20 protein-coding genes and 1 riboswitch are annotated in these 24,871 nt (G+C 66.4%); of the genes, 6 read left to right on the forward strand and 14 right to left on the reverse strand.

Annotated features, from left to right (window positions below):
• Positions 1-34: 34 nt before the first annotated feature.
• The gene (gene gcvP / locus H9L16_RS10075; protein ID WP_187551578.1) at positions 35-2,968 is read right to left on the reverse strand and encodes an aminomethyl-transferring glycine dehydrogenase; all 2,934 of its coding nucleotides are present in this window, start codon (positions 2,966-2,968) and stop codon (positions 35-37) included.
• A 50-nt stretch (positions 2,969-3,018) separates the two neighbouring features.
• A riboswitch (glycine riboswitch) is annotated at positions 3,019-3,148 on the reverse strand.
• 153 nt (positions 3,149-3,301) lie between these two features.
• Between gcvP and H9L16_RS10080 the strand changes: the two genes are divergently transcribed.
• Positions 3,302-4,549: a multidrug effflux MFS transporter gene (locus tag H9L16_RS10080; protein WP_187551579.1), complete on the forward strand. Its 1,248-nt coding sequence runs from the start codon at positions 3,302-3,304 to the stop codon at positions 4,547-4,549.
• On the opposite strand, the gene H9L16_RS10085 is transcribed toward H9L16_RS10080, so the two are convergent.
• The 9 genes from H9L16_RS10085 to H9L16_RS10125 all read right to left on the reverse strand — a co-directional run bounded on the left by H9L16_RS10085 (position 4,536) and on the right by H9L16_RS10125 (position 12,904).
• A complete protein-coding gene (locus H9L16_RS10085; protein WP_187551580.1) occupies positions 4,536-5,843 on the reverse strand; it encodes an amino acid permease in 1,308 nt (435 codons plus the stop codon). The genes H9L16_RS10080 and H9L16_RS10085 overlap by 14 nt on opposite strands.
• Before the next feature lie 30 nt (positions 5,844-5,873).
• Positions 5,874-6,959, reverse strand: coding sequence for an aromatic ring-hydroxylating oxygenase subunit alpha (locus H9L16_RS10090; protein WP_187551581.1), 1,086 nt, complete (start codon positions 6,957-6,959; stop codon positions 5,874-5,876).
• A gap of 72 nt (positions 6,960-7,031) precedes the next feature.
• On the reverse strand, positions 7,032-7,370 hold the full coding sequence (locus tag H9L16_RS10095) for a carboxypeptidase-like regulatory domain-containing protein (protein WP_187551582.1): 339 nt from the start codon (positions 7,368-7,370) through the stop codon (positions 7,032-7,034).
• Positions 7,371-7,618: 248 nt separating this feature from the next.
• Positions 7,619-9,580, reverse strand: a complete 1,962-nt coding sequence (locus tag H9L16_RS10100; protein ID WP_187551583.1) for a M2 family metallopeptidase — start codon at positions 9,578-9,580, stop codon at positions 7,619-7,621.
• 188 nt (positions 9,581-9,768) lie between these two features.
• Entirely contained in the window at positions 9,769-10,269 is a 501-nt protein-coding gene (locus tag H9L16_RS10105; protein ID WP_187551584.1) for a hypothetical protein, read from the reverse strand.
• 96 nt (positions 10,270-10,365) lie between these two features.
• Positions 10,366-10,626 (reverse strand): cell division topological specificity factor MinE, encoded by a 261-nt coding sequence (minE, locus tag H9L16_RS10110; RefSeq protein ID WP_187551585.1) that lies wholly within the window; start codon positions 10,624-10,626, stop codon positions 10,366-10,368.
• Positions 10,627-10,629: 3 nt separating this feature from the next.
• Entirely contained in the window at positions 10,630-11,442 is an 813-nt protein-coding gene (gene minD, locus H9L16_RS10115) for a septum site-determining protein MinD (RefSeq protein WP_187551586.1), read from the reverse strand.
• 98 nt (positions 11,443-11,540) lie between these two features.
• Positions 11,541-12,407: a septum site-determining protein MinC gene (gene minC / locus H9L16_RS10120; protein WP_187551587.1), complete on the reverse strand. Its 867-nt coding sequence runs from the start codon at positions 12,405-12,407 to the stop codon at positions 11,541-11,543.
• Positions 12,305-12,904 carry a GNAT family N-acetyltransferase gene (locus H9L16_RS10125; protein ID WP_187551588.1) on the reverse strand — a complete coding sequence of 200 codons (600 nt, stop codon included), beginning with the start codon at positions 12,902-12,904 and terminating at the stop codon, positions 12,305-12,307. Before H9L16_RS10125 ends, minC begins: the two co-directional genes overlap by 103 nt.
• 133 nt (positions 12,905-13,037) lie before the next feature.
• Here H9L16_RS10125 and H9L16_RS10130 point away from each other — a divergent pair, with 133 nt between their 5' ends.
• From H9L16_RS10130 to H9L16_RS10150, 5 genes are all read left to right on the forward strand, one after another.
• Positions 13,038-14,240, forward strand: coding sequence for a sensor histidine kinase (locus tag H9L16_RS10130; protein WP_187551589.1), 1,203 nt, complete (start codon positions 13,038-13,040; stop codon positions 14,238-14,240).
• A complete protein-coding gene (locus H9L16_RS10135; RefSeq protein ID WP_187551590.1) occupies positions 14,237-14,908 on the forward strand; it encodes a response regulator in 672 nt (223 codons plus the stop codon). Before H9L16_RS10130 ends, H9L16_RS10135 begins: the two co-directional genes overlap by 4 nt.
• A gap of 169 nt (positions 14,909-15,077) precedes the next feature.
• A complete protein-coding gene (locus H9L16_RS10140) occupies positions 15,078-16,145 on the forward strand; it encodes an SRPBCC family protein (RefSeq protein ID WP_187551591.1) in 1,068 nt (355 codons plus the stop codon).
• Between the two features lie 96 nt (positions 16,146-16,241).
• Entirely contained in the window at positions 16,242-16,616 is a 375-nt protein-coding gene (locus H9L16_RS10145) for a DUF423 domain-containing protein (protein WP_187551592.1), read from the forward strand.
• Positions 16,617-16,732: 116 nt separating this feature from the next.
• The gene (locus H9L16_RS10150; RefSeq protein ID WP_187551593.1) at positions 16,733-17,785 is read left to right on the forward strand and encodes a TraB/GumN family protein; all 1,053 of its coding nucleotides are present in this window, start codon (positions 16,733-16,735) and stop codon (positions 17,783-17,785) included.
• A 21-nt stretch (positions 17,786-17,806) separates the two neighbouring features.
• Here H9L16_RS10150 and dxs read toward each other — a convergent pair whose 3' ends face one another.
• The 4 genes from dxs to H9L16_RS10170 all read right to left on the reverse strand — a co-directional run bounded on the left by dxs (position 17,807) and on the right by H9L16_RS10170 (position 24,836).
• The gene (dxs, locus tag H9L16_RS10155) at positions 17,807-19,717 is read right to left on the reverse strand and encodes a 1-deoxy-D-xylulose-5-phosphate synthase (RefSeq protein ID WP_187551594.1); all 1,911 of its coding nucleotides are present in this window, start codon (positions 19,715-19,717) and stop codon (positions 17,807-17,809) included.
• Between the two features lie 161 nt (positions 19,718-19,878).
• Positions 19,879-21,966 carry a M13 family metallopeptidase gene (locus H9L16_RS10160; RefSeq protein WP_187554144.1) on the reverse strand — a complete coding sequence of 696 codons (2,088 nt, stop codon included), beginning with the start codon at positions 21,964-21,966 and terminating at the stop codon, positions 19,879-19,881.
• Positions 21,967-22,059: 93 nt separating this feature from the next.
• Positions 22,060-23,457 carry a M16 family metallopeptidase gene (locus H9L16_RS10165; RefSeq protein ID WP_187551595.1) on the reverse strand — a complete coding sequence of 466 codons (1,398 nt, stop codon included), beginning with the start codon at positions 23,455-23,457 and terminating at the stop codon, positions 22,060-22,062.
• Positions 23,454-24,836, reverse strand: coding sequence for a M16 family metallopeptidase (locus H9L16_RS10170; RefSeq protein WP_187551596.1), 1,383 nt, complete (start codon positions 24,834-24,836; stop codon positions 23,454-23,456). The genes H9L16_RS10165 and H9L16_RS10170 overlap by 4 nt, the downstream gene beginning before the upstream one ends.
• Between the last annotated feature and the right edge of the window lie 35 nt (positions 24,837-24,871).

Raw genomic sequence — 24,871 nt, forward strand, 5'->3', positions numbered from 1 at the left:
AACGCCTCCTGTGAGCGGTGTCTGCCATCCCGGGTCAGACCGCCATCGGCTCGCTGAAGGCTTCGGGTTCGCCCTTGAACTCGCCGATCGGGATGCAGCTGCAGAACACGTTCTTGTCGCCATGGACATTGTCCACGCGCGCCACCGGCGGCCAGTACTTCTGCTGCTTCAGCGTGGCCAGCGGGAACACCGCCAGCTCGCGGCTGTAGGCATGGTTCCACTCGGCGGCAGCAGCCTGGGTCGCGGTGTGCGGCGCATGCTTGAGCGGGTTGTCCTCGCGGTCCAGTTCGCCGCGCTCGATCATGCGGATCTCCTCGCGGATCTGGATCATCGCGTCGATGAAGCGGTCGAGCTCGTGCAGCGATTCGGACTCGGTCGGCTCGACCATCAGCGTGCCGGCGACCGGGAAGCTCAGCGTCGGCGCATGGAAGCCGAAGTCGATCAGGCGCTTGGCCACGTCCTCCGCGCTGATCCCGGTGGCGTCCTTGATCGGCCGCAGGTCGAGGATGCACTCATGCGCGACCAGCCCGTTGCGGCCGGTGTACAGGGTCTCGTAATGCGGGGCGAGGCGCGTCGCGATGTAGTTGGCGTTGAGCAGCGCGACCTGGGTCGCCTTGCGCAGTCCGTCGGCGCCCATCATCGCGATGTACATCCAGCTGATCGGCAGGATGCTGGCACTGCCGTAAGTGGCGGCACTGACCAGCGCGCCATTGCCGACGCCCTCGGTGCGGAAACCATCGGCCTGCACCGGCTTGGGCAGGAACGGCGAGAGGTGCGCCTTCACCGCGCACGGTCCCACGCCGGGACCGCCGCCGCCGTGCGGGATGCAGAAGGTCTTGTGCAGGTTGAGGTGGGACACGTCCGAGCCCCACTTGCCCGGCTTGGCCACGCCGACCAGCGCGTTCATGTTGGCGCCGTCGGTGTACACCTGGCCACCGTGCTGGTGGACGATGTCGCAGATCTCGACCACGTCCTCCTCGAACACGCCATGCGTGGAGGGATAGGTGATCATCAACGCGGCGAGGTTGGCCGAATGCTTCTCGGCGGCGCGGCGGATGTCCTCGACGTCGACGTTGCCGTTGGCGTCGCACTTGGTCACCACCACCTTCATGCCGCACATCTGCGCGCTGGCCGGATTGGTGCCATGCGCGGATTCGGGGATCAGGCAGATGTCGCGATGCGTCTCGTTGCGCGATGCGTGGTAGGCGCGGATCGCCAGCAGGCCGGCGTATTCGCCCTGCGCGCCGGAGTTCGGCTGCAGGCTGACCGCGTCGTAGCCGGTGCATTCGACCAGCATCGCCTCCAGCCCGTCGATCAGTTCCGCGTAGCCCTCGGTCTGCGCCGCCGGTGCGAGTGGGTGGATGTTGCCGAACTCCGGCCAGGTGACCGGGATCATCTCCGCGGTCGCATTGAGCTTCATCGTGCAGCTGCCCAGCGGGATCATCGTGCGATCCATCGCCAGGTCCTTGTCCGCCAGCGAGCGCATGTAGCGCAGCATCTCGTGCTCGCTGTGGTGGCTGTTGAACACCGGGTGGGTCATGAACGCGCTGGTGCGCGCCAGTGCCGCAGGAATCAGCGACGGCGCGGTCGCATCCAGCGCATCGATCGAGGGCAGGGTGGCGGCGTCGCCGGCGAAGATCCGCCACAGCAGTTCGAGGTCGGCACGGGTGCTGGTCTCGTCCAGCGAAATGCACAGCGAACCGTTGCCACGCACGCGCAGGTTGGCGCGATGCGCGCGCGCGCGCTCGGCGATCGCGGCATTCGCGTCGCCGGCGTCGATGCACAGGGTGTCGAACGCGGTCGCATGCACCGTCGCATGGCCGAGCTCGCGCAGACCGGCGGCGAGGATCGCGGTCAACCGCGCAACCCGGCTGGCGATGCGGGTGAGGCCGTCGGGGCCGTGGTAGACCGCATACATCGAGGCCATCACCGCGAGCAGCACCTGCGCGGTGCAGATGTTCGACGTGGCCTTCTCGCGGCGGATGTGCTGCTCGCGGGTCTGCAGGGTCAGGCGATACGCGGGCTTGCCTTCGGCATCAATGGAAACGCCGATCAGGCGGCCCGGCATCGAGCGCTTGTAGGCATCGCGGCAGGCCATGAACGCGGCATGCGGGCCGCCGAAGCCGAACGGCACGCCGAAGCGCTGGGTGTTGCCGATCACGATGTCGGCGCCCATTTCGCCCGGCGGCTTGAGCAGGGTCAGCGCGAGCAGGTCGGTGGCGACCACGAACAGCGCATTGTGCGAATGGATCACCGCGGCATCGCGATCCCAGTCGGCGATCCAGCCGCTCGACGCCGGGTACTGCACCAGCACGCCGAAGTAATCGCCGGCGGCGAGCTTTTCATGGAAGGCATCGGTCGAACGCACGACGTCGACGGTCAGGCCCAGCGGTTCGGCGCGGGTCTGCAACAACGCCAGCGTCTGCGGATGGGTATCGCCGGCGACCAGGAAGGTGTTCGACTTCGACTTCGCCGAGCGCTTTGCCAGGGTCATCGCTTCGGCGGCGGCAGTGGCTTCGTCCAGCAACGAGGCGTTGGCGATCTCCATGCCAGTCAGGTCGGCGCACATCTGCTGGAAGTTGATCAGTGCTTCCATGCGGCCCTGCGAGATCTCCGCCTGATAGGGCGTGTAGGCCGTGTACCAGGCCGGGTTCTCCAGGATGTTGCGCAGGATCACGTTCGGCGTGTGGGTGCCGTAATAGCCCTGGCCGATGAAGCTGCGGAACACCTGGTTCTTCGACGCGACGGCGCGGATCTTCGCCAGCGCCTCGACCTCGCTCATGCTGCCGGGCAGCGCCAGCGGCACGGTGGACTTGATCGACGCCGGCACGATGGCGTCGGTCAGCGACTCCAGCGAGTCATGGCCGACCACCCGCAGCATCGCCGCGACCTCGGCGTCGTTGGGGCCGATGTGGCGTTCGATGAAAGCATCATGGTGCTCGAGCGAGCGGAGCGAAGGCTGGGTCATGGCGGCATCCGTGGGCGCTTTCGTGTCGAAGCACGTGGCGCGTGAGTGGGATGCCCGTCTCTGTCCTTTCGCCTGAGAGTTTGAACCGGCGCGGCCCGGGGAGGGAGGCGGTGCCGGTCTTGCCCCTTCGGCGCCGGCCACGCATCGTCCGATGCTGCCGATCTCTCCAGAGTGTAGTCACACGGCGGTCACTGGCCTGAGCGATTCCGGGCGGTTGCGCCTTCGGCAGCGCACAAGGCCCAAGGGCCCGCGCGCTTCTTCCACCGTGCCTCGGCAGTATACAACCGCAGCAGCTTTGACCGGTCGGCGACGGTGGCTGCGTAGGATGCAACGATGACCGAGCCCGTGCGTCCCTCCAATCGTCGGCTGGCCCTGATCCTGGGCGGGTTGGCGATGTTCGGACCGTTCTCGATCGACACCATCTTCCCCGCCTTCCCGCAGATCGCCGAGCAGTTGGGTGCGGACAAGGTGGGGATGCAGCAGACCATCAGCGTCTACCTGCTGGCCTACGCGGCGATGAGCCTGGTGCACGGCCCGTTGTCCGATGCGATCGGCCGTCGGCCGGTGATCCTGGCGGGTCTGGTGGTGTTCGCGCTGGCGTCGGTGGGCTGCGCCTTGTCGACCTCGCTGCCGATGCTGCTGTCGTTCCGTGCGCTGCAGGGATTCAGCGCCGGCGTGGGGCTGATCGTCGGCCGTGCGGTGGTCCGCGACGTGCTGCACGGCCACGATGCGCAGCGGCTGATGAGCCAGGTCTCGATGATCTTCGGCATCGCGCCGGCAGTGGCGCCCATCATTGGCGGCTGGCTGCTCGGCTGGCAGCGCTGGCCGGGCATCTTCTGGTTCCTCGCCGCGTTCGCGGTTGGCCTGATCGCGGTGGTCTGGCGCGGCTTGCCGGAAACCCATCCGCCGGCCTCGCGGCTGCCACTGGAGGCGCGCCCCTTGTTGCGCGCCTACGCCATCATCCTGCGCCGGCCGCGCTTCCTCCGTCTCACCCTGGCCGGTGCGCTCAACTTCGGCGCGCTGTTCCTGTACATCGCCTCCGCGCCGGCCTTTGTCATCGACATGCTGCGACTGGGCGAGCGCGACTTCGGCTGGTTCTTCATCCCGATGATCGGCGGGATGATGCTCGGCGCGTTCGTGTCCGGGCGCGCGGCGGGACGCATCGACGGCCAGCGCCTGGCCAACATCGGCTTCGCGTGTTGCGGCATCGCCACGCTGATCAACATCGGCTACAACCTGCTGGTCGATGACCATGCATTGCCTTGGGCGGTGCTGCCGATCAGCCTCAATGCCTTCGGCATCGCGCTGGTGTTCCCGATCGTGACCCTGGCGATCCTCGACATGTATCCGCACCAGCGCGGCAGCGCGTCGTCGCTGCAGGCGTTCGTGGGCCTGCTGCTGAACGTGGTGATCGCCGGGATCTTGTCGCCGATGCTCAGCCACGATGCGCTGTCGCTGGCGCTGGGCGCAGGCCTTTTCACCTTGGCTGGTTGGCTGTTCTGGCGCTGGGAGAACCTGGCGACGCGGCGCACCCTGCGGGTGCCGAAGTCGCCCGCGGGAATGGAACCTACCGAGCTCTGACCCGGCGCATCCACAGCAAGACCGGCACGCCCGCCAGCAGCAGGACCATGCCCCAGGCCAGTGCCTCGCTGCCTGCACCGCTCAGCGCATACAGGCTGTACACCAGCGCCAATGCCGCGACCACGCGCCCGCCGTGGCCTGCGCCGCTGCGCAGCCAGGCCGCGCTGCTGGCGGCGTACGGCAGCAGGATCGCCGAGGTCGAGATCAACAGGATGAAAGTGAACAACTCGACCAGCGAGCGGCTGTAGCTGGCGATCACCAGCACCGTGGCCAGCACGCTGCCGACGATGATCCCGAACGCGGGCGTGCCATTGCGATCGAGCCGCGCGAATGCGCGCGGGAACAGGCCGTCGCCGGCCGCGGCCAACGACACCTGCGCGCAGACCATGATCCAGCCGTTGATCGCACCGAAGGTGGACACCGCGGCCAACACCGCGATGCCGAGCGCCGCGCCCGGTCCCCACACGCGGCTTGCGGCTTCCGCCATCGGCGCGCCGGAGCCCTTGAGCACCTCGGTCGGCACCAGTCCGATCACTACGGTGCAGGCGAGGATGGTGGCGACGCCGGCCAGCAGGGTGCCAAGCAACGTGGCGCGCGGAATCGTGCGTTCGGGGTCGCGGATCGAGCCTGCGGGCACCGTGGCCACTTCCAGTCCGCACAGCGCCCACATCGTCAGGATCACCGTCGTGTTGGCAACGCTGGGGAGGGTCGCACCGCTGGGATTGAACGGCACGTAGTTGCCGGAATCGACGAACCACAGGGCGACGACGCCGAACAACAGCAGCGGCAAGAGCTTCAACGCGGTGGCGACCACCTGCAGGCGTCCGGCCTGACGCAACCCGACCAGGTTCACGCCGGTGCACACCCACAGCGCGATCAACGCACACGTCGCCGCGCGCACGGGCGTTGCGGTCAATGCCGGGAAGATCGCGCCCATGCTGCCGGCGAAGGCGACCGCGATCGCGGCCATGCCGGACCAGATCGAGATCCAGTAGCTCCAGGCGATGCCGAAGCCGGCGACGTCGCCGAACGAGCGGCGCACGTAGGCATACGGTCCGCCCGTGCACGGCCAATGCACCGCGAGCTTGGCGAACGTGGCAGCCAGCATCAGCGCACCGCACAGGGCGATGCCCCAGCCGACCAGGCTGGCAGCGCCGTAGGGTGCGAGTGCCGCCGGCAACAGGAACACGCCGCTGCCGATCATGCTGCCGACGACCAAGGCGGTGGCCATCCACAGGCCAAGCGGTCTGGCTTGTGTCCCGGGATCGATGCTGGTCGATGGCGACTCGGACATGCGTGGTTCCCGGTTGGATTCGTGTGGCGATCAGGCGTCGGGCGACGACTGTCGATAGGCCGCGCGCAGCATCTCATGGAAGTGATGCACGCCCGATTCGCGCAGCGGGTTCAGGCGGCCCGGCACGTAACTACCTGACGCGAAGCCGCGCTGCACGTCCTCGCAGATGCCCAGGTCCTCATGCTGAACTTCGTCGCTGAAGGACAGGTCGGCATCGCGACGGGCTTGGCCGGCGTCGCTGTCGTCGGGCGCGTAGTAACTGTCGAACAAGACGCGGCAACGATCCACGCCGAGCGGGATCACCGTATTGGTCTGCATGCGGCCGGGCAGGATATTGAGCATCGTGTTCGGCCACAGCCAGTAGTACAGCGCGTCGCCATTGCCGTAGAGGGAGGCGTCGCTCTCGAGTGGGCTCCACTGCAGCGAATGCCAGCGTTCCAGTTCGGTGCGGTAACTGCGGTAGTCGAGCAGGCGATTGAGACCCGGATGCACGTGCGGAACGTGGTAGCCCTCCAGGTAATTGTCGACGTAGACCTTCCAGTTGCAGGCGATGTCGTAGCTGGCGCGATGGTGGTTGCCGTAGCGTTCGAGGCCGCGATCGCCGCCGAGACGCGCATCGATGCCGGTGACGAAGGCATCGAAGTCCGGCGCGCGCGCGGCATCCACGGCGGCGAACACCAGGCCCTGCCAGACCCGTACCGCAAGTTGCGGCAGGCGGATGTCGGCGACATCGAAATCCTCGACGCCCTGCATTTCCGGCGCGGCGCGCAACTGGCCTTCCAGCGTGTAGGTCCAGCCGTGATAGCGGCAACGCAGCGACTTCGCCGCCAATCCGTCGCATTGCGCGATCGGTCCGGCGCGATGCCGGCAGACGTTGTGGAACACGCGGATGACATCGTCCCCGCCGCGCACCGCGAGCACCGGCAGGCCGGCGAAATCGGCGACCACGTGGTCGCCGGCATTCCGCAATTGCGACACATGCGCGACCAGTTGCCATGTGGCATCGAAGATCGAGGCGCGGTCGCGCGCCGTCATCGACGCGTCGACGTAGTAGCACGCCGGCAATGCCGTCGCGGTGGCGTGCGGTTGCGGGGCGAGTTCGACCGGATCGTTCATGGCGGCAGTATCGCCCCGGTTCGGGAAAAGAAAAGGCCGGCTTGCGCCGGCCCTTGCCTGTCGATTGCGGATTCAGCTTCCGGAAGACAATTCCTTGGCCTCGGTCTTGCCTGCTTCCATCAATCGCGCACTGCCACCGGGACGCACCATGACGCTCTGAGCCGGGTCGATGGTCCCATCCTTGTGCATGACGACGATCTGGTAGTTGCCGGTTGGCACACGGCGGATCTGGAACTTGCCGTCCTTGTCGATCTTGAGTTCGCGCTTGAAGCCGGTATCGATGCCCGACACCACGACCGTGTCGCCGGTGACGGCCTCGCCCGTGATGTTGCCGGAGCTTGACTGGGCGGCGACTGCGAACGGCAGGGTGGCGGCGAGGAAGGCGAGGGCAAGGCGGTGGTTGCGGATCATGGTGAATATTCGCCGTGGGAGTTGGATTGACGGTCGAGGTTGCCTGCCGACCATGAGACGGACAAGTGACTTTCGACATGCCGGAATCCCTGCATGTTCAAAAGCATGAAGGCCGGCACAGGGCCGGCCTTCGCTTGATTCACCCGATCGCTGCCATTCATGGCGCAACAAGTTGGCTTGGGAGCGTCCTGCCCGGCCATCCATGGCCGGGCATTCGCAATCCCGGCCGTTGCCGATAGGGCAAACGGCTAAGCGGGATTGCTCACCCAACCGCAGGCGCTGCCGGCATTCTGCTGTTTCAGCCAGCCTTGCAGCGGCGCGAAGTATTCAAGCACCGCGCTGGCATCCATCTTCTCGCCGCCGGTGAGTTCCTTCATGGTCTTCTGCCACGGCTGGCTGGCGCCCTTGGACAGCATCGCCGAGTACTTCTCGCCGGCGGCCTTGCTGCCGTAGAAGCTGCATTCGTACAGCGGACCCTTGTAACCGGAGGCATCGCAGAGCGCCTTGTAGAACTGGAATTGCAGCACGTGCGAGAGGAAGTAGCGCGTGTACGGCGTGTTGCCCGGCACGTGGTACTTCGCGCCCGCATCGAAGTACTCCTCGCCGCGTGCGGTCGCCGGGGCCACGCCCTGGTATTTCGCCTTCAGCTCCCACCACGCCTTGTTGTAGGCGTCCGGCTTGATCGAGCCGTCGAACACGCCCCAGCGCCAGCGGTCGATCATCAACCCGAACGGCAGGAACGACACCTTGGCCAACGCCATGCGCATCTGCGCGTTGACCAGCGCTTCCTGGCTCTGCTGCTGCGCATCGACCAGGCCAACCGACTGCAGGTAGGTTGGCGTCATCGCCAGCACGATGGTGTCGCCGATTGCTTCGTGGAAGCCGTCGTGCGCGCCGCCCTGGAACACCGGCGGCTGCGTGTTGTAGGCCAGGTCGTAATAGATGTGGCCAAGCTCGTGGTAGATCGTGGTGAGTTCTTCCTCGTTCGGCTTGATGCACATTTTCGTGCGCACGTCGCCCGCCATGTTCATGTCCCAGGCGCTGGCGTGGCAGACCACGTCGCGATCAAGCGGCTTGATGAACTGGGATTTCTCCCAGTAGCTGTCCGGCAGCTTGGGCATGCCCAGGGAGACGTAGAAATCCTGCGCGCGCACGGTCATCGCCTTGGCGGTGGCGAGTTCGGCTGCGCGCTGCGCCGTGAATGTGCGTTCGGCCTCGCTGGCATTGCGGTCGCCGGGCTTGTCGAGTTCCTTGCTCAGGTTGTCGTCGGCGAGTTTCTGCAGCGCCGAATTGACATCGAGGCTGCCGGCGCCCGGGTATGGCTGCAACAGGTCCCACAGGTTGCCCCAGTCCTGCTGCCAGAGGTTGCCCATCAGGTGCGCGGGCAGCATGCCACCCGCCACTTGCCCCTTGTCCTTGCCGTACCTGCCGTCCAGTTTGCCGCGCGCATAGCAATGCAGTTGCTCGTACAGCGGCTTGACCTGGTCCCAAAGACGGTCGCTCTCGGCCGCGAGTTCTGCCGGGCTCATGTCATAGCCCGAGCGCCACATCTCGCCGGCATCGGCGAAGCCCATTTCCTTCGCGCCGGTATTCACCAGGTCGGCGAAGCGGATGTAATCCTTGCGCATCGGCTGACTGATCGTGTGCCAGCCCTGCCACGCATCCAGTTGCGCGTCGTAGTCGCGGCTCTTGGCCAGGACTTCGCTGAGCTGGCCGATGTCGCGGCAGGTCGTTGCCTCGCCGCTGCCGGTGCAGTACTTGCCGGCACCATAGGTGCCTTCCATGCGGGTGGCGATCTGGGTCAGCTCCTGCAGCAGCTTGGGATCCTTCGGTGCCGGCATCGCGGTCATCAGCTTGATCAGCTTGATCGCGCGTGCGGTTTCAGGCGACAACTGCTGGCCCTCGAAGCGTTTCGCCTGCGCGATCCACGCATTGAGCTGGGTAAGCCAGCGCTCGTTGGCCTTGGCCGCCAGCATTTCGCTGTCGCTGTTGATATAGGTACTGGACAGCCATTGCGCCGAATTCAGTTCCGCGCTGATCGTGCGGAATTCGATGTTGACCCGGGCCACGAACTCGTCGGCGGTTTCGCCTGCCGGTGCTGCGGCAGGGGCACCCGGTGCTGCGCTGGGCGGCGTGGGTTCGCGCTTGCAGGCGGTGATTGCGAGTGAGCCGGCAATGGCAAGGGCAAGCAGGGCGATGCGTGGCTTCACTGGGCATTCCTCGTCGGCGCAGGCGCGCTGGAGGGGCAAGGCTAGCGCGTTTGCCGGCGACCGCAAGTGACCTGGGCGGCGGTCGGGCAAGCGCTTGGCATTGCTGACGTTTGGCTCGGGACGCGCGTGGCGCGCAGCCCCTCTTGGGCTTGAAATGCCCGGCGAGGGGCCGCCCGCCACGCGCGTCCCTACTCGCGATCCGGGAGAAGCAGGGCGCGCGTTTCGTTGACCAGGCCGCGTGCCTGCAACCATGCCCAGGCGTCTTCTGCATCGCGGTCGACGTAGGCGCGCGCGGATCCCATGCGGAAGGTGTAGCCCCACGCATCCATGTCCGCCAGCACGCGCTCGCGGCCGACGCCGGGCAGGGCATCGCCCAGCAATCCCTGCAGCACGCAGACGGCGTCCTCCTCGGCGATGGAATCTGTGGCGTCGGTGTGCACCGCATCGCGGCGTTCCGGCGGCAACACGATCAGGTGGCCGGCTTCGTGCAGCAGCGAATGCACCGGCGTATCGGCGCGTGCGTACACGGTGCTTCCGATGATGCCGGCCTCGCACTCGCCCCAGTAGCTGCCGGGGATCGGTGCGCCGTCGGCGACGCGTTGCAACGAGAGTGCGAAACGATGCAGCAAGGCGGCTGCATCGTCGAATGCGATGTCGGCGAGGGTGAGGACGGAAGTTGCGTCGACCATTGACGCCTCATCCCTGCGAACGCCGAAGTTCGGTTCGTTCTGCATGGTGAGATGGAGTGCTGGATCCCGGCTTTCGCCGGGATGACGAATCGTCCGTCACGCGCTTGCGCGCGCGTCCGGCAGCGACACCGAGATATCGAGCACGTCGTGGTCGCCGTCCTTGACCACGTCGACCTTGACCGCATCGACATCCACGTTGACGTACTTGCGGATCACTTCCAGGATCTCGCGGCGCATCAGCGGCAGGTAATCCGGCGCGCCCTGCGAGCTGCGTTCCTGCGCGATGATGATCTGCAGGCGGTTCTTCGCGGTGATCGCGGTGGTTTTCTTGGGCTTGAGGAAATCGAAGATCGACATGCGTCAGCCCCCGAACAACTTGCTGAAGAAGCCCTTCTTCTCCAGCTGGGTGAAGCGCATCGGGCGCTGCTCGCCCAGCAGGCGCGCGACCGCGTCGTCGTAGGCCTGGCCGGCGTTGGACTCGGCGTCCATGATCACCGGCTCGCCCTTGTTGGAGGCGTTCAGCACGTCGCCGGATTCCGGCACCACGCCGATCGTCTTCAGGCCCAGCACTTCCTCGACGTCGGTGATCGACAGCATCTCGCCGTTCTCGACGCGCTGCGGGCTGTAGCGGGTGAGCAGCAGGTAGGCGGTGACTTCGCCTTCGCCGGTCTCGGCGCGGCGGGTCTTGCTGGCCAGCAGGCCCAGGATGCGGTCGGAGTCGCGCACCGACGACACTTCCGGGTTCACCACGACCACCGCCTTGTCGGCGAAATACATCGCCAGGAACGCGCCCTTCTCGATGCCGGCGGGCGAGTCGCAGACGATGTAGTCGAAGCCGTCGTCGGCCAGGTCCTTGAGCACCTTCTCCACGCCTTCCTTGGTCAGCGCGTCCTTGTCGCGGGTCTGCGACGCGGCCAGCACGAACAGGCTGTCGTAGCGCTTGTCCTTGATCAGGGCCTGCTTGAGCGAGGCCTCGCCGTGGACGACGTTGACGAAGTCGTACACCACGCGGCGCTCGCAGCCCATGATCAGATCGAGGTTGCGCAGGCCGACGTCGAAGTCGATGACCGCGACTTTCTTGCCGCGGCGGGCGATGCCGGTGGCGATGCTGGCGCTGCTGGTGGTCTTGCCCACGCCGCCCTTGCCCGAGGTGACTACGATGATTTCCGCCAAGTTGGCTTTCTCCGGTTTCTTGCCGTCATTCCCGCGGGGGCGGTCATGCAGCTCTTGTTTCGTGAAACCGGGCAAGCCCGGCCTGTTTCTCGAAGCAATCAGTCGAGTGCCGCGAGCTTGAGTTGTCCCTTTTCCAGCCAGACCTGCACGGGCTTGCCGCGCAACTCCGCCGGGATGTCTTCCAGTACCTTGTAGTGCCCGGCCACCGCGACCAGCTCCGCGTGGAATTCGCGGCAGAAGATGCGGGCCTCTTCGTTGCCCTGCGCGCCGGCGAGGGCGCGGCCGCGCAAGGCGCCGTAGATGTGGATGGAGCCGTCGGCGATCGCTTCCGCACCGGCACCGACCGCGCTGAGCACGGTCAGGTCGCGGTTCTCGGCATACACCTGCTGGCCGGAGCGGACCGGCGAGGTCTGCATCAGGCCGGGGCCGGCGGAGGTCGCCTGTTTCGTAGCTGCAGGCGCGGATGGAGTCTTTGCCGGAGCCGGTTCGACAGCTGCCGGTGCAGGCGTGGCGGCTTGCGTGGCGGGCTCGTACTGCGCGCGAAACTTGGCCAGCAAGGGCAGGCCGAGTTGCTGCGACAGCGCCTCGATTTCCTTGGTGCCATAGGCCAGCGCGACCGGCAGCACGCCAGCGTCGCGCAAGCCATCGACCAGCGTGCGGGCTTCTTCTACTGCAGGCACCTGGCTCAAACCGCCGAAATCCAGCACGACCGCGGCGCGCGCGAACAGGTTGGGCGCGCGCTGCACGCGGTCGCGCATCTCGGCGGCGAGTTGCGCCACGTCGAGGGTGCGCACGCGCAGGTTGGCGATGCCGACCTGGCCGAATTTCAGTTCGCCGGCCTGGGCGTAGTCGACCACCGCGCTCACGCGCAGGTTCCGGTCGGGCGCGCCGGCTGCGCGACCTGGCGCGGCTGCTGCAGCCAGGGTTCGTCGGGCAGGGCATCGCCGTAGGTGTCGCGAACCCATGCGTAGCTGCACAGGCCCTTCATCAGCATCGCCGCGCGGATGTCGTGGCCGGCCATCACGTGCTGGCCGACTTCGCGGAAGCCGAAGCTGCCGTGGAACAGCAAGGCGTGGTCGTTGCCCTGCTGCAGGAAGACTTCGCAGGCCAGCTGCGGGTAGCGCAATTCGGCGTAGCTCTGCGCATCGGCATACAGCGCGCGGCCCACGCCGCCGCCACGGCGACGGCTGGCCACGGCGACGCGGTCGATGTAGAAGAAATCCGGATGGTGTGCGCCGAACCAGGCGAAGTTGCTGCTGTCGTGTTGCGCCTGCGCGCCGAAGCCGATCAGGAACCCCGCCATTGCGCCGTCGCGCTCGGCCACGCGGAAGTATTCGGCGCGGTCGAACAGATGGCGAAGCCTGGCGGCATCGAGGGGAAGGATCGCAGGGCCCGCGGCGTTGTTGAGGGCGAGGACGGAATCCAGCTCGTGCTCGCGCACGTCGCGGATGGCGATCGACATTCCTTGGCTCCGGATGGCGTTGCAGCGGGTGGCCAGTAGGCGCTGGCATCGGCAGGAATTATCGCATGGGCTGCCGGTCGCGGCCATGACCTTCGGTGCAGGCACGCAGCGGGGCGAGGCGGTATAAGAGCGCATGCTCGCCCGAATCTCGCACACCCGCCTGCTGCGCTATGCCGGCCTGTTCACCTGGGCGATGGTCGGCCTGCCCCTGGTGTACTCATGGGTGGGACCGCTGCTGGGCACGCCCGGCGACGAGGAACTTGCGCTGCGGCCAATGCCATGGCAAGGCTGGGTGGCCTACTTCGCGTTCGGTCTGAGTTATGCGTGGTTGACCCGCGGGCTGGGCAGCCGCGCACGCAGCGTTGGCGACTACATCCTGCTGGTGGTGCTGACGCTGGCTGCGCTGGCGGTCAGCTATTTCAATGGCTCGGGGCTGGGCAGCGTGCTGTTGATGGTGGCTGCCTGCGTGCTGCCGTGGCTGTTGCCGCTGCCATTGGGCGCAGCCTGGTTGCTGGCCAGCCAGCTGGCGGTGGCCCCGGTGTTCATCCGTTGGCTGGGCTTCCCGCCGCTGGAAGCGCTGATGCAGTCGGTGCTGTATGCGGGGTTTTCCGGCTTCGTCTTCGTCACCAGCCTTGTGGCGCTGCAGCAAATGCAGGCACGTGAGGACCAGCGCCGCCTGAACGCGGAATTGCGCGCCACCCGCGCGCTGCTGGCCGACAGCGCGCGCGTGAACGAACGCACGCGCATTTCGCGCGAGCTGCATGACCTGCTGGGCCACCACCTGACCGCACTCAGCCTCAATCTGGAAGTGGCAAGCCATATCACCGAGGGGCAAGCGCAGGAGCATGTGCGCCAGGCGCAGACGCTGGCCAAGCTGCTTCTCACCGACGTGCGCGAGGCGGTCAGCCAGCTGCGCGAGAGTGGGGCGATCGATCTCGGTGCCGCGTTGCGTCCGCTGGCCGAGAACGTGCCGAAGCTCGCCATCGAGATGGACATCGAGCAACCACTCACGGTGGATGACCCGGAGCGCGCGCACATCCTGTTGCGTTGCGCGCAGGAGGCGATCACCAACGTGGTGCGTCATGCCGGCGCCAGTCGCCTCTGGCTGAGTGCACGCCGCGACGGTCCCGATGTGATCCTGCAAGTGCGCGACGATGGCCGCGGCAGCGACCAGGTCCAGCCGGGTAACGGCCTGCGTGGCCTGCAGGAACGCCTGCGCCAGCAGGATGGCCGGCTCGAGATCGCCACCCGCCGCGGCCACGGCTTCCAACTCACCATGACCTTGCCGGTGGCGCCGAATGCGGCGACCGGCCTGCCCCAAGGAGTCGCCGCATGACCCAAGTCGCCCCGATCCGCACCACGCCCATCCGCGTCTTCCTGGTCGACGACCAGACCTTGGTGCGCCAGGGCATCCGTTCCCTGCTTGCCTTGGCGGAGGGTATCGAGGTGGTGGCCGAAGCCTCCGATGGCCGCCAGGCCGTCGAGCAGATCCCGCAGGTCGCCCCCGACGTGGTGCTGATGGACATGCGCATGCCGGTGATGTCCGGGCTGGAGTCCCTGCAGGCGATGAGTCGGGCCGGCACGCTGCCGCCCACGATCATCCTCACCACCTTCGACGACGATGCGCTTGTGCTGGCCGGGATCAAGGCCGGTGCGAAGGGCTATCTGCTCAAGGATGTCTCGCTGGAGCAACTGGTCAACGCCATCCAGATGGTCGCCGCGGGCGGCTCGCTGGTGCAGCCGGCGGTGACCCAGCGCCTGCTGTCCGGGCTGGAGCACATGCGCAACGAGTTCGTCAGCCTGGACCGCCCGGATCCGCTGACCGACCGCGAGACCGAGATCCTGCGGCTGATGGCCAGCGGCTTCTCCAACAAGGAAATCGCCAATTCGCTGGGCGTGGCCGAAGGCACGATCAAGAACCACGTGTCCAACATCCTGTCGAAACTCGGGGTGAGGGATCGCACGCGGGCCGTACTCAAGGCCTTCGAGCTGCAACTGGTCTGACCCGGCAAGGCTCGACTTGCCGGATCCGTGCATGCTTGCCCGTGCACGCGATTTGGTGGCGCTCGTCTCGATTCCGGCGTCCCGACCCTCGCCCACCCCGGCAACGGTTTGGTACGATGGCGGGTCTGCGCGGCTGCACGCCGCGAGCGGCCTTCCCGGAGAGACCTGAATGACCCGTTTGCTCGAGATCCTGATTTCCCTCGCGATCGTGGCGGGGCTGTTCCTGGTAGTAGCGCTGGTACTGCCGTCCTCGCGTTCCCTGGTCGAGAAGGTCGAGACCAACCGCAAGCTGACCATCGCGTTCGACAGCCTGAACAGCCTGCGCCGTTTCAAGGACTGGAACCCGCTGGTGATGCGCGATCCGCGCGTGCAGATGACCCTGTCGGGGCCGGACAGCGGTGTTGGTGCGCGCCTCGACTACGTGTCGAAGGAAGAGGGCCTGGGCAAGGGCTTCTGGGAAATCACCGAGAGTGTCCCGCGCGAGAAAGTCAGCTACAAGATCGAGAACGAAGAGCGCGGCAGCAACAAGCGCACCTCCTTTATCTTCAAGCCGACCGGCCGCAACAACCGCAATGTCGAGATCACCCAGACCTATAACGTCGACTACGGCTGGAACCTGCTTGGTCGTTACGCCGGCATGTACGTCAGCCGCCACGTGGGCGACGACATGAAGCTGGGTCTGTCGCGCATCGTCGGCATGCTGGCCGCGGTGCCGAACGTGGATTACGCCGTATCCGGCAGCAAGATGACCGGCCTGAAGGTCGCTGATCGTCCGGTCGAGGATCTGCTGTATGTCAATGCCGGCAACGTCGAGCGCGGCAACTCGCAGATCCAGGCCTCGATCACCGCCAACGCCGAGTGGCTGAAGCGGGTGATGGATGCCAATGGCCTGGAAGCCGTGGGTCCGCTGCGCATCATCAGCACCGAACTTGGCCGCGAGACCTACAACTTCGATGTCGCCCAGGCCGTGCGCAAGAAAGATGGCAGTGCCGTCGGCAAACCGACCCTGCAGGGTCCCGTACTGCACGTGCAGACGCCAGCCGCCAAGGTCGCCACCGCTGCTTACACCGGTTACATGGCGGAGCTGGACAACGTCCGCAATGCGTTGCGCGCGTGGGCGCTGACCAACGGCCACGAAGTGGTCGATCGCCCGTATGAGAGCTACAAGTCGGGCGTCGCCGAGGCGTTCACCGAGAACGGTCAGTTCGACGTCTACTGGACATTGAAGGCGAAGTGATGCCTGCGGCCTGTTCGGGCCGCCGTTAGCCTTGCACCCGCGAACGCCGCGACTTGTCGCGGCGTTCGCGTTTCCGGGTTTCAGAAGCAGGACACGATGTCCAAGACCGCTGATCCATCGATTCCGTTGCAACTGCGCGCGCTGGGCGCGATCGGCAGCGTGATGGCCGGCATGTCGGTGGCGTTGGCAGCGTATGCCGTACATGGTGCCGATGGCGAAGCACAGGCGCGCCTGGTGCAAGCCGCGGCCTTCGCCTCCGGGCATGGTGTGGCGCTGGCCGCGCTTGCTCCCCTCGCGCAGCGACGCAGCGGCTTGACGGCGTTGCTGGCGATGTTGCTGGGCGTGCTGCTGTTCTCGGGCAGTCTCATCGGCGCGGCGTTGTTGAGCCTGCCGACCACGCTGGCCCCGTTTGGCGGGATGCTGATGATCGGCGGGTGGTTGCTGCATGGCTGGGATCGTTGGCGAGGCTGAGGCAGGACGCATCGATGCGCGCCGATTCAGGCGCCGGTTGAACTTCGCAATGCAAGGCTGGTCACACTGCGCCACCACGCCTCAGCCAACACCACAAGGACGGGAACGATATGCGCATGACGATGCTGGCGGTGGGCATGATGCTGGCGCTTGCGGCGATGCCGCTGCAGGCGCAGGTTCCACCCACCACGCCGGCCACTCCGCCGGTGCAGGAAGCCCCGATCCAGCAAGCGACGGTGGGTGCCGACGGCATCCGCACCGAGGCCACGGTAATCGTCGACGGCACACAGCCGGGGCCAGGTCTCTGGTTGGTGCGCAAGGGCAACCACGACCTGTGGATACTCGCCACACTCAGTCCGCTGCCGGCGAAGATGCAGTGGCAATCGAAGCAGGTCCAGGACGTGATCGGGAATGCGCAGGAGGTGATCTATCCGCCGCGCGTCAGCTTGGACGTCAAGGCCGGGTTCTTTCAGAAACTGACGCTGCTGCCAGCGATGCTTGGTGCCCGCAAGAGCCCGGACGGCAAGCGCCTCGAAGAGATCGTGTCACCGGCCTCGTACGCGCGCTGGAAAACATTGAAGGCGCGCTACATCGGTGCCGATGGCGGCGTCGAGAAGTGGCGGCCCTTGTTCGCTGCGCAGGAGCTGTACAAGGAGGCGATGAAAAAATCCGGGTTGGACAATGCGAAGTCGGTGTGGCCGGTGATCAACGATGCGGTCGAAGCTCATCACCCCAACGTGACCGTGGTGAAAGAAGAAATCGTGGTCCGCGATCCGAAGCCACTGCTGAAGGAATGGTCAAAGACCACGCTGGATGACATCGCCTGCTTCGAGAACACGATGACCCGCATCGAGACCGATCTCGACGCCATGCGCGCGCGCGCGAACGCCTGGGCCACCGGCGATATGGCCGCGTTGCAGTCGCTGCCTGCGCCGTATCAGTGGGAGTCCTGCATGAGCGCCATCTCGGAGGCGGGCATCGGCAAGCGGCTAGGGTTCGGTGATGCCAATCAGAAGGCCCGCAGCAAATGGCTGGCCGCGGCCGATGCTGCGCTTGAGAAGAACACCGTCACCTTCGCGGTGCTGGACATGAAGGAAATGGCCAACGCCGACGGCTTGCTGGCCAAGCTCAAGGCCAAGGGTTATTCGGTGCTCGCACCGGACGAATGAGCCGGGCGCGCGCTGCGGCGATCAGTACCCCGCTGCGCGCGCCTGTTCCGGCATCGCCAGCTGCGGCCAGCGCTTGAGCACTGCAGCGCGGATCCCGGCCACGTCCAGCCCGGCTTCGGCCAGCAGGTCTTCGCGGCTGGCGTGGTGCTGGAATTCGTCGGGCAGGCCCAGATGCAGGATCGGCATGACGATGCCCTCGGCGGCCAGCAATTCGGCCACACCGCTGCCGGCGCCACCGGCGACCACGTTGTCTTCCAGGGTCACGAAGCCTTCGTGCGTGTCCGCGAGTTCCAGGATGAGCGCACGATCGAGCGGTTTGACGAAGCGCATGTTGACCACGCTCAGGCCGAGCCCCGCGCCGACCTGTTCCGCCGCCGGCAACAGCGCACCGAACGCAAGCAGGGCGATCCGCGCACCATGGCGACGCAGTTCGGCCTTGCCGATCGGCAAGGTGTCGAGCGACGCATCCAGCGCCACTCCGGGGCCGCTGCCGCGCGGATAGCGCACCGCGGCCGGACCTTCATGGCGGTAGCCGGTGCTGAGCATCTGCCGGCATTCGCGTTCGTCGGCGGGTGCCATCACGACCATGTTCGGCACGCAGCGCAGGAAGCTGAGGTCGAGGTTGCCGGCGTGGGTCGCGCCATCGGGGCCGACCACGCCACCGCGGTCGATCGCGAACAGTACGTCGAGCTTCTGGATGGCGACGTCGTGGACCAGCTGGTCGTAGGCGCGCTGCAGGAAGGTGGAATAGATCGCGACGACGGGTTTCGCGCCTTCGCAGGCCATGCCGGCGGCGAGCGTCACCGCGTGCTGCTCGGCGATGGCGACATCGAAATAGCGCTGCGGGTATTCCTTGCTGAAGCGCACCAGGCCCGAGCCTTCGCGCATCGCCGGAGTGATCGCCAGCAGTCCTTCATCGGCCGCGGCCATGTCGCAGATCCAGTCGCCGAAGACATCGGTATAGGTCGGCTTTTTCGCGCCCGTTTTCGCGACCAGGCCTTTCTCGGGATCGAATGGGCTGACCGCGTGATAGCCGATCTGGTCGCCCTCGGCGAGTTCGTAGCCCTTGCCCTTGGTGGTGATCACGTGCAGCAGCTGCGGGCCCTTCAGGCCCTTCAGCATCGTCAGCACGCCTGCCAGCGCGTCGACGTCGTGGCCGTCGATCGGTCCGGTGTAGTGGAAGCCCATTTCCTCGAACAGGGTGGAGGGCACGAACATGCCCTTCCAGTGTTCTTCCCAGCGCCGCACGAAGCGCGCGGTGCCGCTGCTGCGCTTGTCGCCGAGCAGCTTCTTGCCGCCCTCGCGCAGCGCGTTGAGGGTCTTGCTGCCGGTCATCCGGCCGAGCATCTTGGTCAGGCCGCCGACCGCCTCGCTGATCGACATGCGGTTGTCGTTGAGGATCACCAGCAGGTTCGGTTCCTCGTCCATGCCGCCGGCGTGGTTCAGCGCCTCGTACACCATGCCGGCGGTCATCGCGCCGTCGCCGATCACCGCGACGACCTTGCGATCGTTGCCGGCGCGCGCATTCGCGATCGCCATGCCCAGCGCCGCCGAGATCGAAGTCGATGAGTGGCCCACGCCGAAGGTGTCGTATTCGGACTCCTCGCGCTTCGGGAACGGCGCCACGCCGTCCTTCTGCTTGACCGTGTGGATGGCATCGCGGCGGCCGGTGAGGATCTTGTGCGGATAGCTCTGGTGGCCGACGTCCCAGACGATGCGGTCGTCGGGCGTGTCGTAGAGGTAATGCAGCACGGTGGTCAGTTCGACCACCCCGAGGCCGGCCCCGAAGTGCCCGCCGGACTTGCCGACCGATTCGATCAGGTAGGTGCGCAGCTCGTCGGCGATGGCGCGCAGCTCGGTCGGCTCGAAGGTGCGCAGGTCGGCGGGACGGTCGATCCGGGACAGCCGGGGGTAGCGGGAAGCGTCGATCATGTCCCTATTGTCCCCCCGCCCGCGGGCAGGGGCAATGAAGACGATGAACGACTCTCGGGACTCACCGGGGACCACAAAAATGGAGGCCCGGACGTGCCGGGCCTCCAGGGGCGGGTGCGATATCAGGAAGGATCAGCGCCAATCGCCCGCAACCGCCTACATCACCAGATGACGACGTGGCTCTCGCCCGTGCGGACCATCGGGTCGCCGACCTTGCAGCCGAACGCCTGGGCGAACGCCGGCATGTTCGACGGCGCACCGATCGCGCGGAACGAGGCCAGTGCATGTTCGTCGGTCTGCAGGCGCTGCTCCAGTTCCTCCGGGGTGAAGTTGCGACGCCACACGGTGGCCCAGCTGTAGAAGAAGCGCTGGTCGCGGGTCAGGCCATCGATCTTCGGATCCGGTTGACCGGCGCTGGCCTTGATCAGGGCGTCATGCGCGGTCGCCAGGCCACCCAGGTCGGCGATGTTCTCGCCTAGGGTGTGGTTGCCGTTGAGGTTCTTGCCGTTGCTCGCCTTGTAGCCGTCGAACTGCGCGACCAGCTTGCCGGTGCTGGCCTTGAAGCTGTCCAGGTCCGCCTGGGTCCACCAGCCGGGCGAATCGAGCATCGTGCCCTTGGCATCGAAGCGGCTGCCCTGGTCGTCGTAGCCGTGGGTCATCTCGTGGCCGATCACCGCCACGATGCCGCCATAGTTCAGCGCGTCGTCCGCCTTCGGGTCGAAGAACGGCGGCTGCAGGATCGCGGCCGGGAAGGTGATCTGGTTGGCCAGCGGGTTGTACTGCGCATTGACCGTCTGCGGGCGCATGCCCCATTCGGTCTTGTCGACCGGCTGGCCGATCTTGCCGATGTCCCACTTGTAGTTGAACTTGCGCGCGGCCAGCACGTTGCCGATGTAGCTGTCGCGGGCGGTGGCCAGGCCGGTCCATTCACGCCACTTGTCCGGATAGCCCACGCGCGGCTGGAACGACGCCCACTTCTCCAGCGCCTTCTTCTTGGTGTCCGCGCTCATCCATTCCAGACCCTCGATGCGCAGCTTCAGCGCGTCGCTCAGGTTCTTGATCAGGGTTTCCATCTTGGCCTTGGATTCGGCCGGGAATGCGACCTTCACGTACATCTGGCCCAGCGCCTCGCCGACCTGCCCGTCGATGGTGCCGAGCACGCGCTTGCCGCGCTCGCGCAGTTCCTTCTGGCCGCCCAGGGTCTTGCCGTAGAACTCGAAGTTGGCCTGCACGAAGTCGCTGGAGAGGTAGGGCGCCGCGCCATCCAGCAGGTGGAATTTCAGGTAGCTCTTCCACTGCGCCGCCGGCACGTCGGCCAGCATCTTGCTGACTTCGGCGTGGTAGGCCGGCACCGACAGCGAGAACATCGCCGGCACCGCGACGCCCTGCGATTCGAACAGCTTGGTGAAGGGGAAATTCGGCGACAGCTTGTCGGCCTCGGCCGGGCTGACCGGGTTGTAGTACAGGCCGACGTCGCGCGAGAACTCCTCGCTGGACTTGCTGGCCTTGGCCAGGCGGGTTTCGAACGCGAGCACGTCCTTCGCCTGCGTTGCGGCCTCGGCGGTCGGCACGCCGGACAGTTCCAGCAGCTTGGTGGCATAGGCCACGTAGGCATCGCGGATCTTCTGGTAGTCGGGCTTGCTGTAATACGGCACGTCCGGCAAGCCCAGGCCGCCCTGGCCGGTGGCGGCGATGTTGATGTCGGAATTCTTGAAGTCGGGCATCGAGCCGATGCCGATCAGGTAGCCATTGCCATCGGCAGCGGAGGTGCGCAGGAACTCGGCCACCGCGGGGCCGTCGGCGAGCGCGTCGATCTTCGCCAGTTCCGGCTTAAGCGGCTCGACGCCCTGCGCGTTGATCTTCGCTTCGTCCATGCCGGTGGACCAGAAGTCGCCGACGATCTTGTCCACGCCGACATCGGCGTTCTTCGCGGCCGCCTGTTCGGCCAACTGGCGCTGCACGCCCAGCGAACGCTCGGCCAGCATCTCGAACGCGCCCCAGCTGCTGCGGTCGCCCGGGATCGGATTGGCCGCCAGCCACTTGCTGTTGACGTGTCCGTCGAAATCCACGCAGGCATTCTTGCCGGCATCCAGATCGGCCAGGGTGAACTGGTTGAACGGCGGCAGCTTGGACTCGTCCAGCGTGTAGGCAGGCGCTTCGGCCTTGGCAGTGGCCGTGCTTGCGGCGGTGGTATCGGCAGGCTTCTGGCAACCGGCGAGGACAACGCCGATGGACAGGGACAGCAGCAGGATCTTGGGTGTTTTCACGGGATTGCTCCGGTTGCGTAAAGGTGTCGTCCTGCTCGTCATTGCCGCGAAAGCGGTGCTGACGAGCAGGGATGGTCAATTGGGCGAGAAGCGCGGGTCGGTCAGCTTCATCTCGGTCAGCGGGCCATAGCTCTTGATCACGTCACGGATCGTGGCGGCATCGCCGATGGCGACGATGGCCAGGTCCTTGCTCTCCGGGAACACCGCACGCGCTGCGGCGATCTGCGCCGGCGTGGCGGCGGCGATGTTGCCGAGGTAGCCATCGATGGTCTCGCGCGAATCGCCGTACAGGGTCATGTCGACCAGTTGCGCGGCCAGTTGCGGCGCGGTTTCCAGGCCGGGTGCGTATTGCCCGGCCACATAGCGCTTGGCGGAGTCGATCGTCGCGGCGTCCAGTCCATCCTTGTGCAGGCGGTCGAGGGTGGCGATCGCCAGGTCGATCGCGGCCTTGGTGGTTTCGGTCTTGGTGAAGCTGCTGATCGCCACGGGGCCGGGCTGGGACGCACGTTCGATGCCCGAGCGGGCACCGTAGGTCAGGCCGGACTTCACCCGCAGTTCGGTGTTGAGCATCGAGGTGAAGCGGCCGCCGAACGCGGTCTGCACCAGGTCCTGCGCGGCTTCCGCGGGGTCGCCACGCTTGCTGCCGACATTGGCCAGCGCGAAGTAGGTCTGGGTCGCGCCGGGCTTGTCGATCAGCAGCACGCGACGGCCGGTTTCGCGCGCCTTGGCCTCGACTGCCGGCAGGCCGCCGCTCGCCTTCGGCCAAGCGCCGAACGACTGCTTCAGCTGCGCGGTCACCGCCGTGGCATCGAAGTCGCCCGCAATGGCGATGATCAGGCGGTCGCCGCCCATCTGCTGCTGGCGGAACGCTTGCAGGTCGGAAAGGGTGATCGTGGCCAGGCTGGTCTCGTCGCCGCCGGTGGAGCGCCCGTACGGATGGCCGCGGAACAGCCAGCCGCCGGTATAAGTGCCGATCAGCTGGCGCGGATCGGAATCCTTGGCATTGGCGATGCCGTCGATCGCCCGCTTGCGCAGCTTGTCGAACTCGGCACTGTCCATCGTCGGCCGCAGCAGCGCGTCGGCGAGCAGCGAGAGCATCAGCGCGCTGTCCTTGGACAGGAACTGCGCATTGGCGATGATCGCCTCGCGCGAGCTGCCGAAGCCCAGGCTGCCGCCCGCGCCATCGACGGTCTGCGCGAACTGCAGCGCGCTGCGGCTGCCCGCACCCTTGGAGAGCATTTCGCCGAGCAGGTCGGCGGTGCCTTCCTTGCCCGCCGCATCGGCCAGCGCGCCGCCGCGCACGGCGATGTTCGCGGCGACCAGCGGCACGTCCTTGCGCGGCATCAGCAGCACGGTGGCGCCGTTGTCGAGGGTGACGGTCTGGTAGTCGGGGAGCTTGATGTCTGCAGCGATGGCACTGTTGAACGCGAACGCGGCGACCAGCGCGATGGATACGTTGCGGAAGAAGCTCATTTCGCGGCCTCCTTGTCGGCGGCAGTGGCTGCGGCGGCGACCGGCTTGAGCAGGCCGGTGGTGCGGTTCTGGATGCGCAGGATCTTTTTCGCCAGCGCCTGCACGTCCGCGGCGGTGACGGCGTCGTAGGCGGCGGGAGCATCGAATAATTTCCGATAGTCGCCGTTGAACACCTCGTAGGTCCCCAGTGCGCGTGCCTTGCCGTTGATCGTGGCCATGCCGCGCCAGAACGCGGAGGCCTTGAGGTTGCGCGCCTTGTCGAGTTCGGCGGCGGTCACGCCGTCGCGCGCGACCTTCGCGAGTTCGTCGTCCAGCAGCGTTTCCACCTTCGCCATGTCGCCGCCCGGCGGCAGCATCGCGTAGATCCACAGCAGGCCGGGGTCGAAGCCGGCTTCCGCGAACGCACCGGCCTGGGTGGCCGCCTGTTCCTTCTCGACCAGTCGCTGGTGCAGGCGCGAAGACTCGCCCTGCGACAGGATCGTGGTCAGCAACTCGAGGGTCGGGAATTCCTTGCTGCCCGCGCCGATGCCGCTATGGAAGGCGTAGGCGACGATAGGCGATTGCGCGTCGGCGCGTTCCACCACCAGCCGGCGCTCGCCCTGCTGTTCCGGCTCGACGGTGGTGATCGGCGTCGGCTCCGGCTGCTTCGGCAGCGAGGCCAGATACTTGTCGGCCAGTGCGAATACCTGCGCCGGATCGACATCGCCGGCGACCACCAGCACCGCGTTGTTCGGTGCGTAATAGGTCTTGAAGAACTTCTTCAGGTCGTCGAGCTTCCAGCCTTCGATGTCGCTGGGCCAGCCGATGGTCGGGAACTGGTAGGGATGCGCCGTCCAGGCGGTCGCCTGCATCTGCTCCATCAGGGTGCCGAAATTGTCGTTGTCGATGCTGGAGCGACGCTCGCTGAAGACCACCTCGCGTTCGCTCTCGACCACCTTCGGGTCGAACGACAGGTTGGCCATGCGGTCGCCTTCCAGGTCGAAGATCGTCTCCAGTGCGCTGCTCGGGAACCAGTCGGTGTAGATGGTCAGGTCGTTGCTGGTGCTGGCGTTGTTGCTGCCGCCGGCGGCTTCCATCTGCCTGTCGAACTCGCCCGGCGCGCGCTTCGTGGTGCCGTTGAACATCATGTGTTCGAAGTAGTGCGCCAGGCCGGTGATGCCGGGATATTCGTTGCGGCTGCCGACCTTGTAGAAGGTGTAGTAATTGGCGTTGGGAATGTCGTGGTCGGGCCAGACCACGATCTTCAGACCGTTTGCCAGGGTCTTGCTGACGATGGCCTCACTGCCGGGGACCTTCGCCGACGGCTGGGGTGTCGCTGCTTGGGCCGCAACGGAGCTCAGGCCAAGCGCGATCGCGCAGGCCAGTGACAACAGGCGCATGGAGTTCCCTCGGGTGGGCAGGGCGAATCGCGCAC

The organism is Thermomonas carbonis, from assembly GCF_014396975.1.
GTDB lineage: Bacteria > Pseudomonadota > Gammaproteobacteria > Xanthomonadales > Xanthomonadaceae > Thermomonas > Thermomonas carbonis.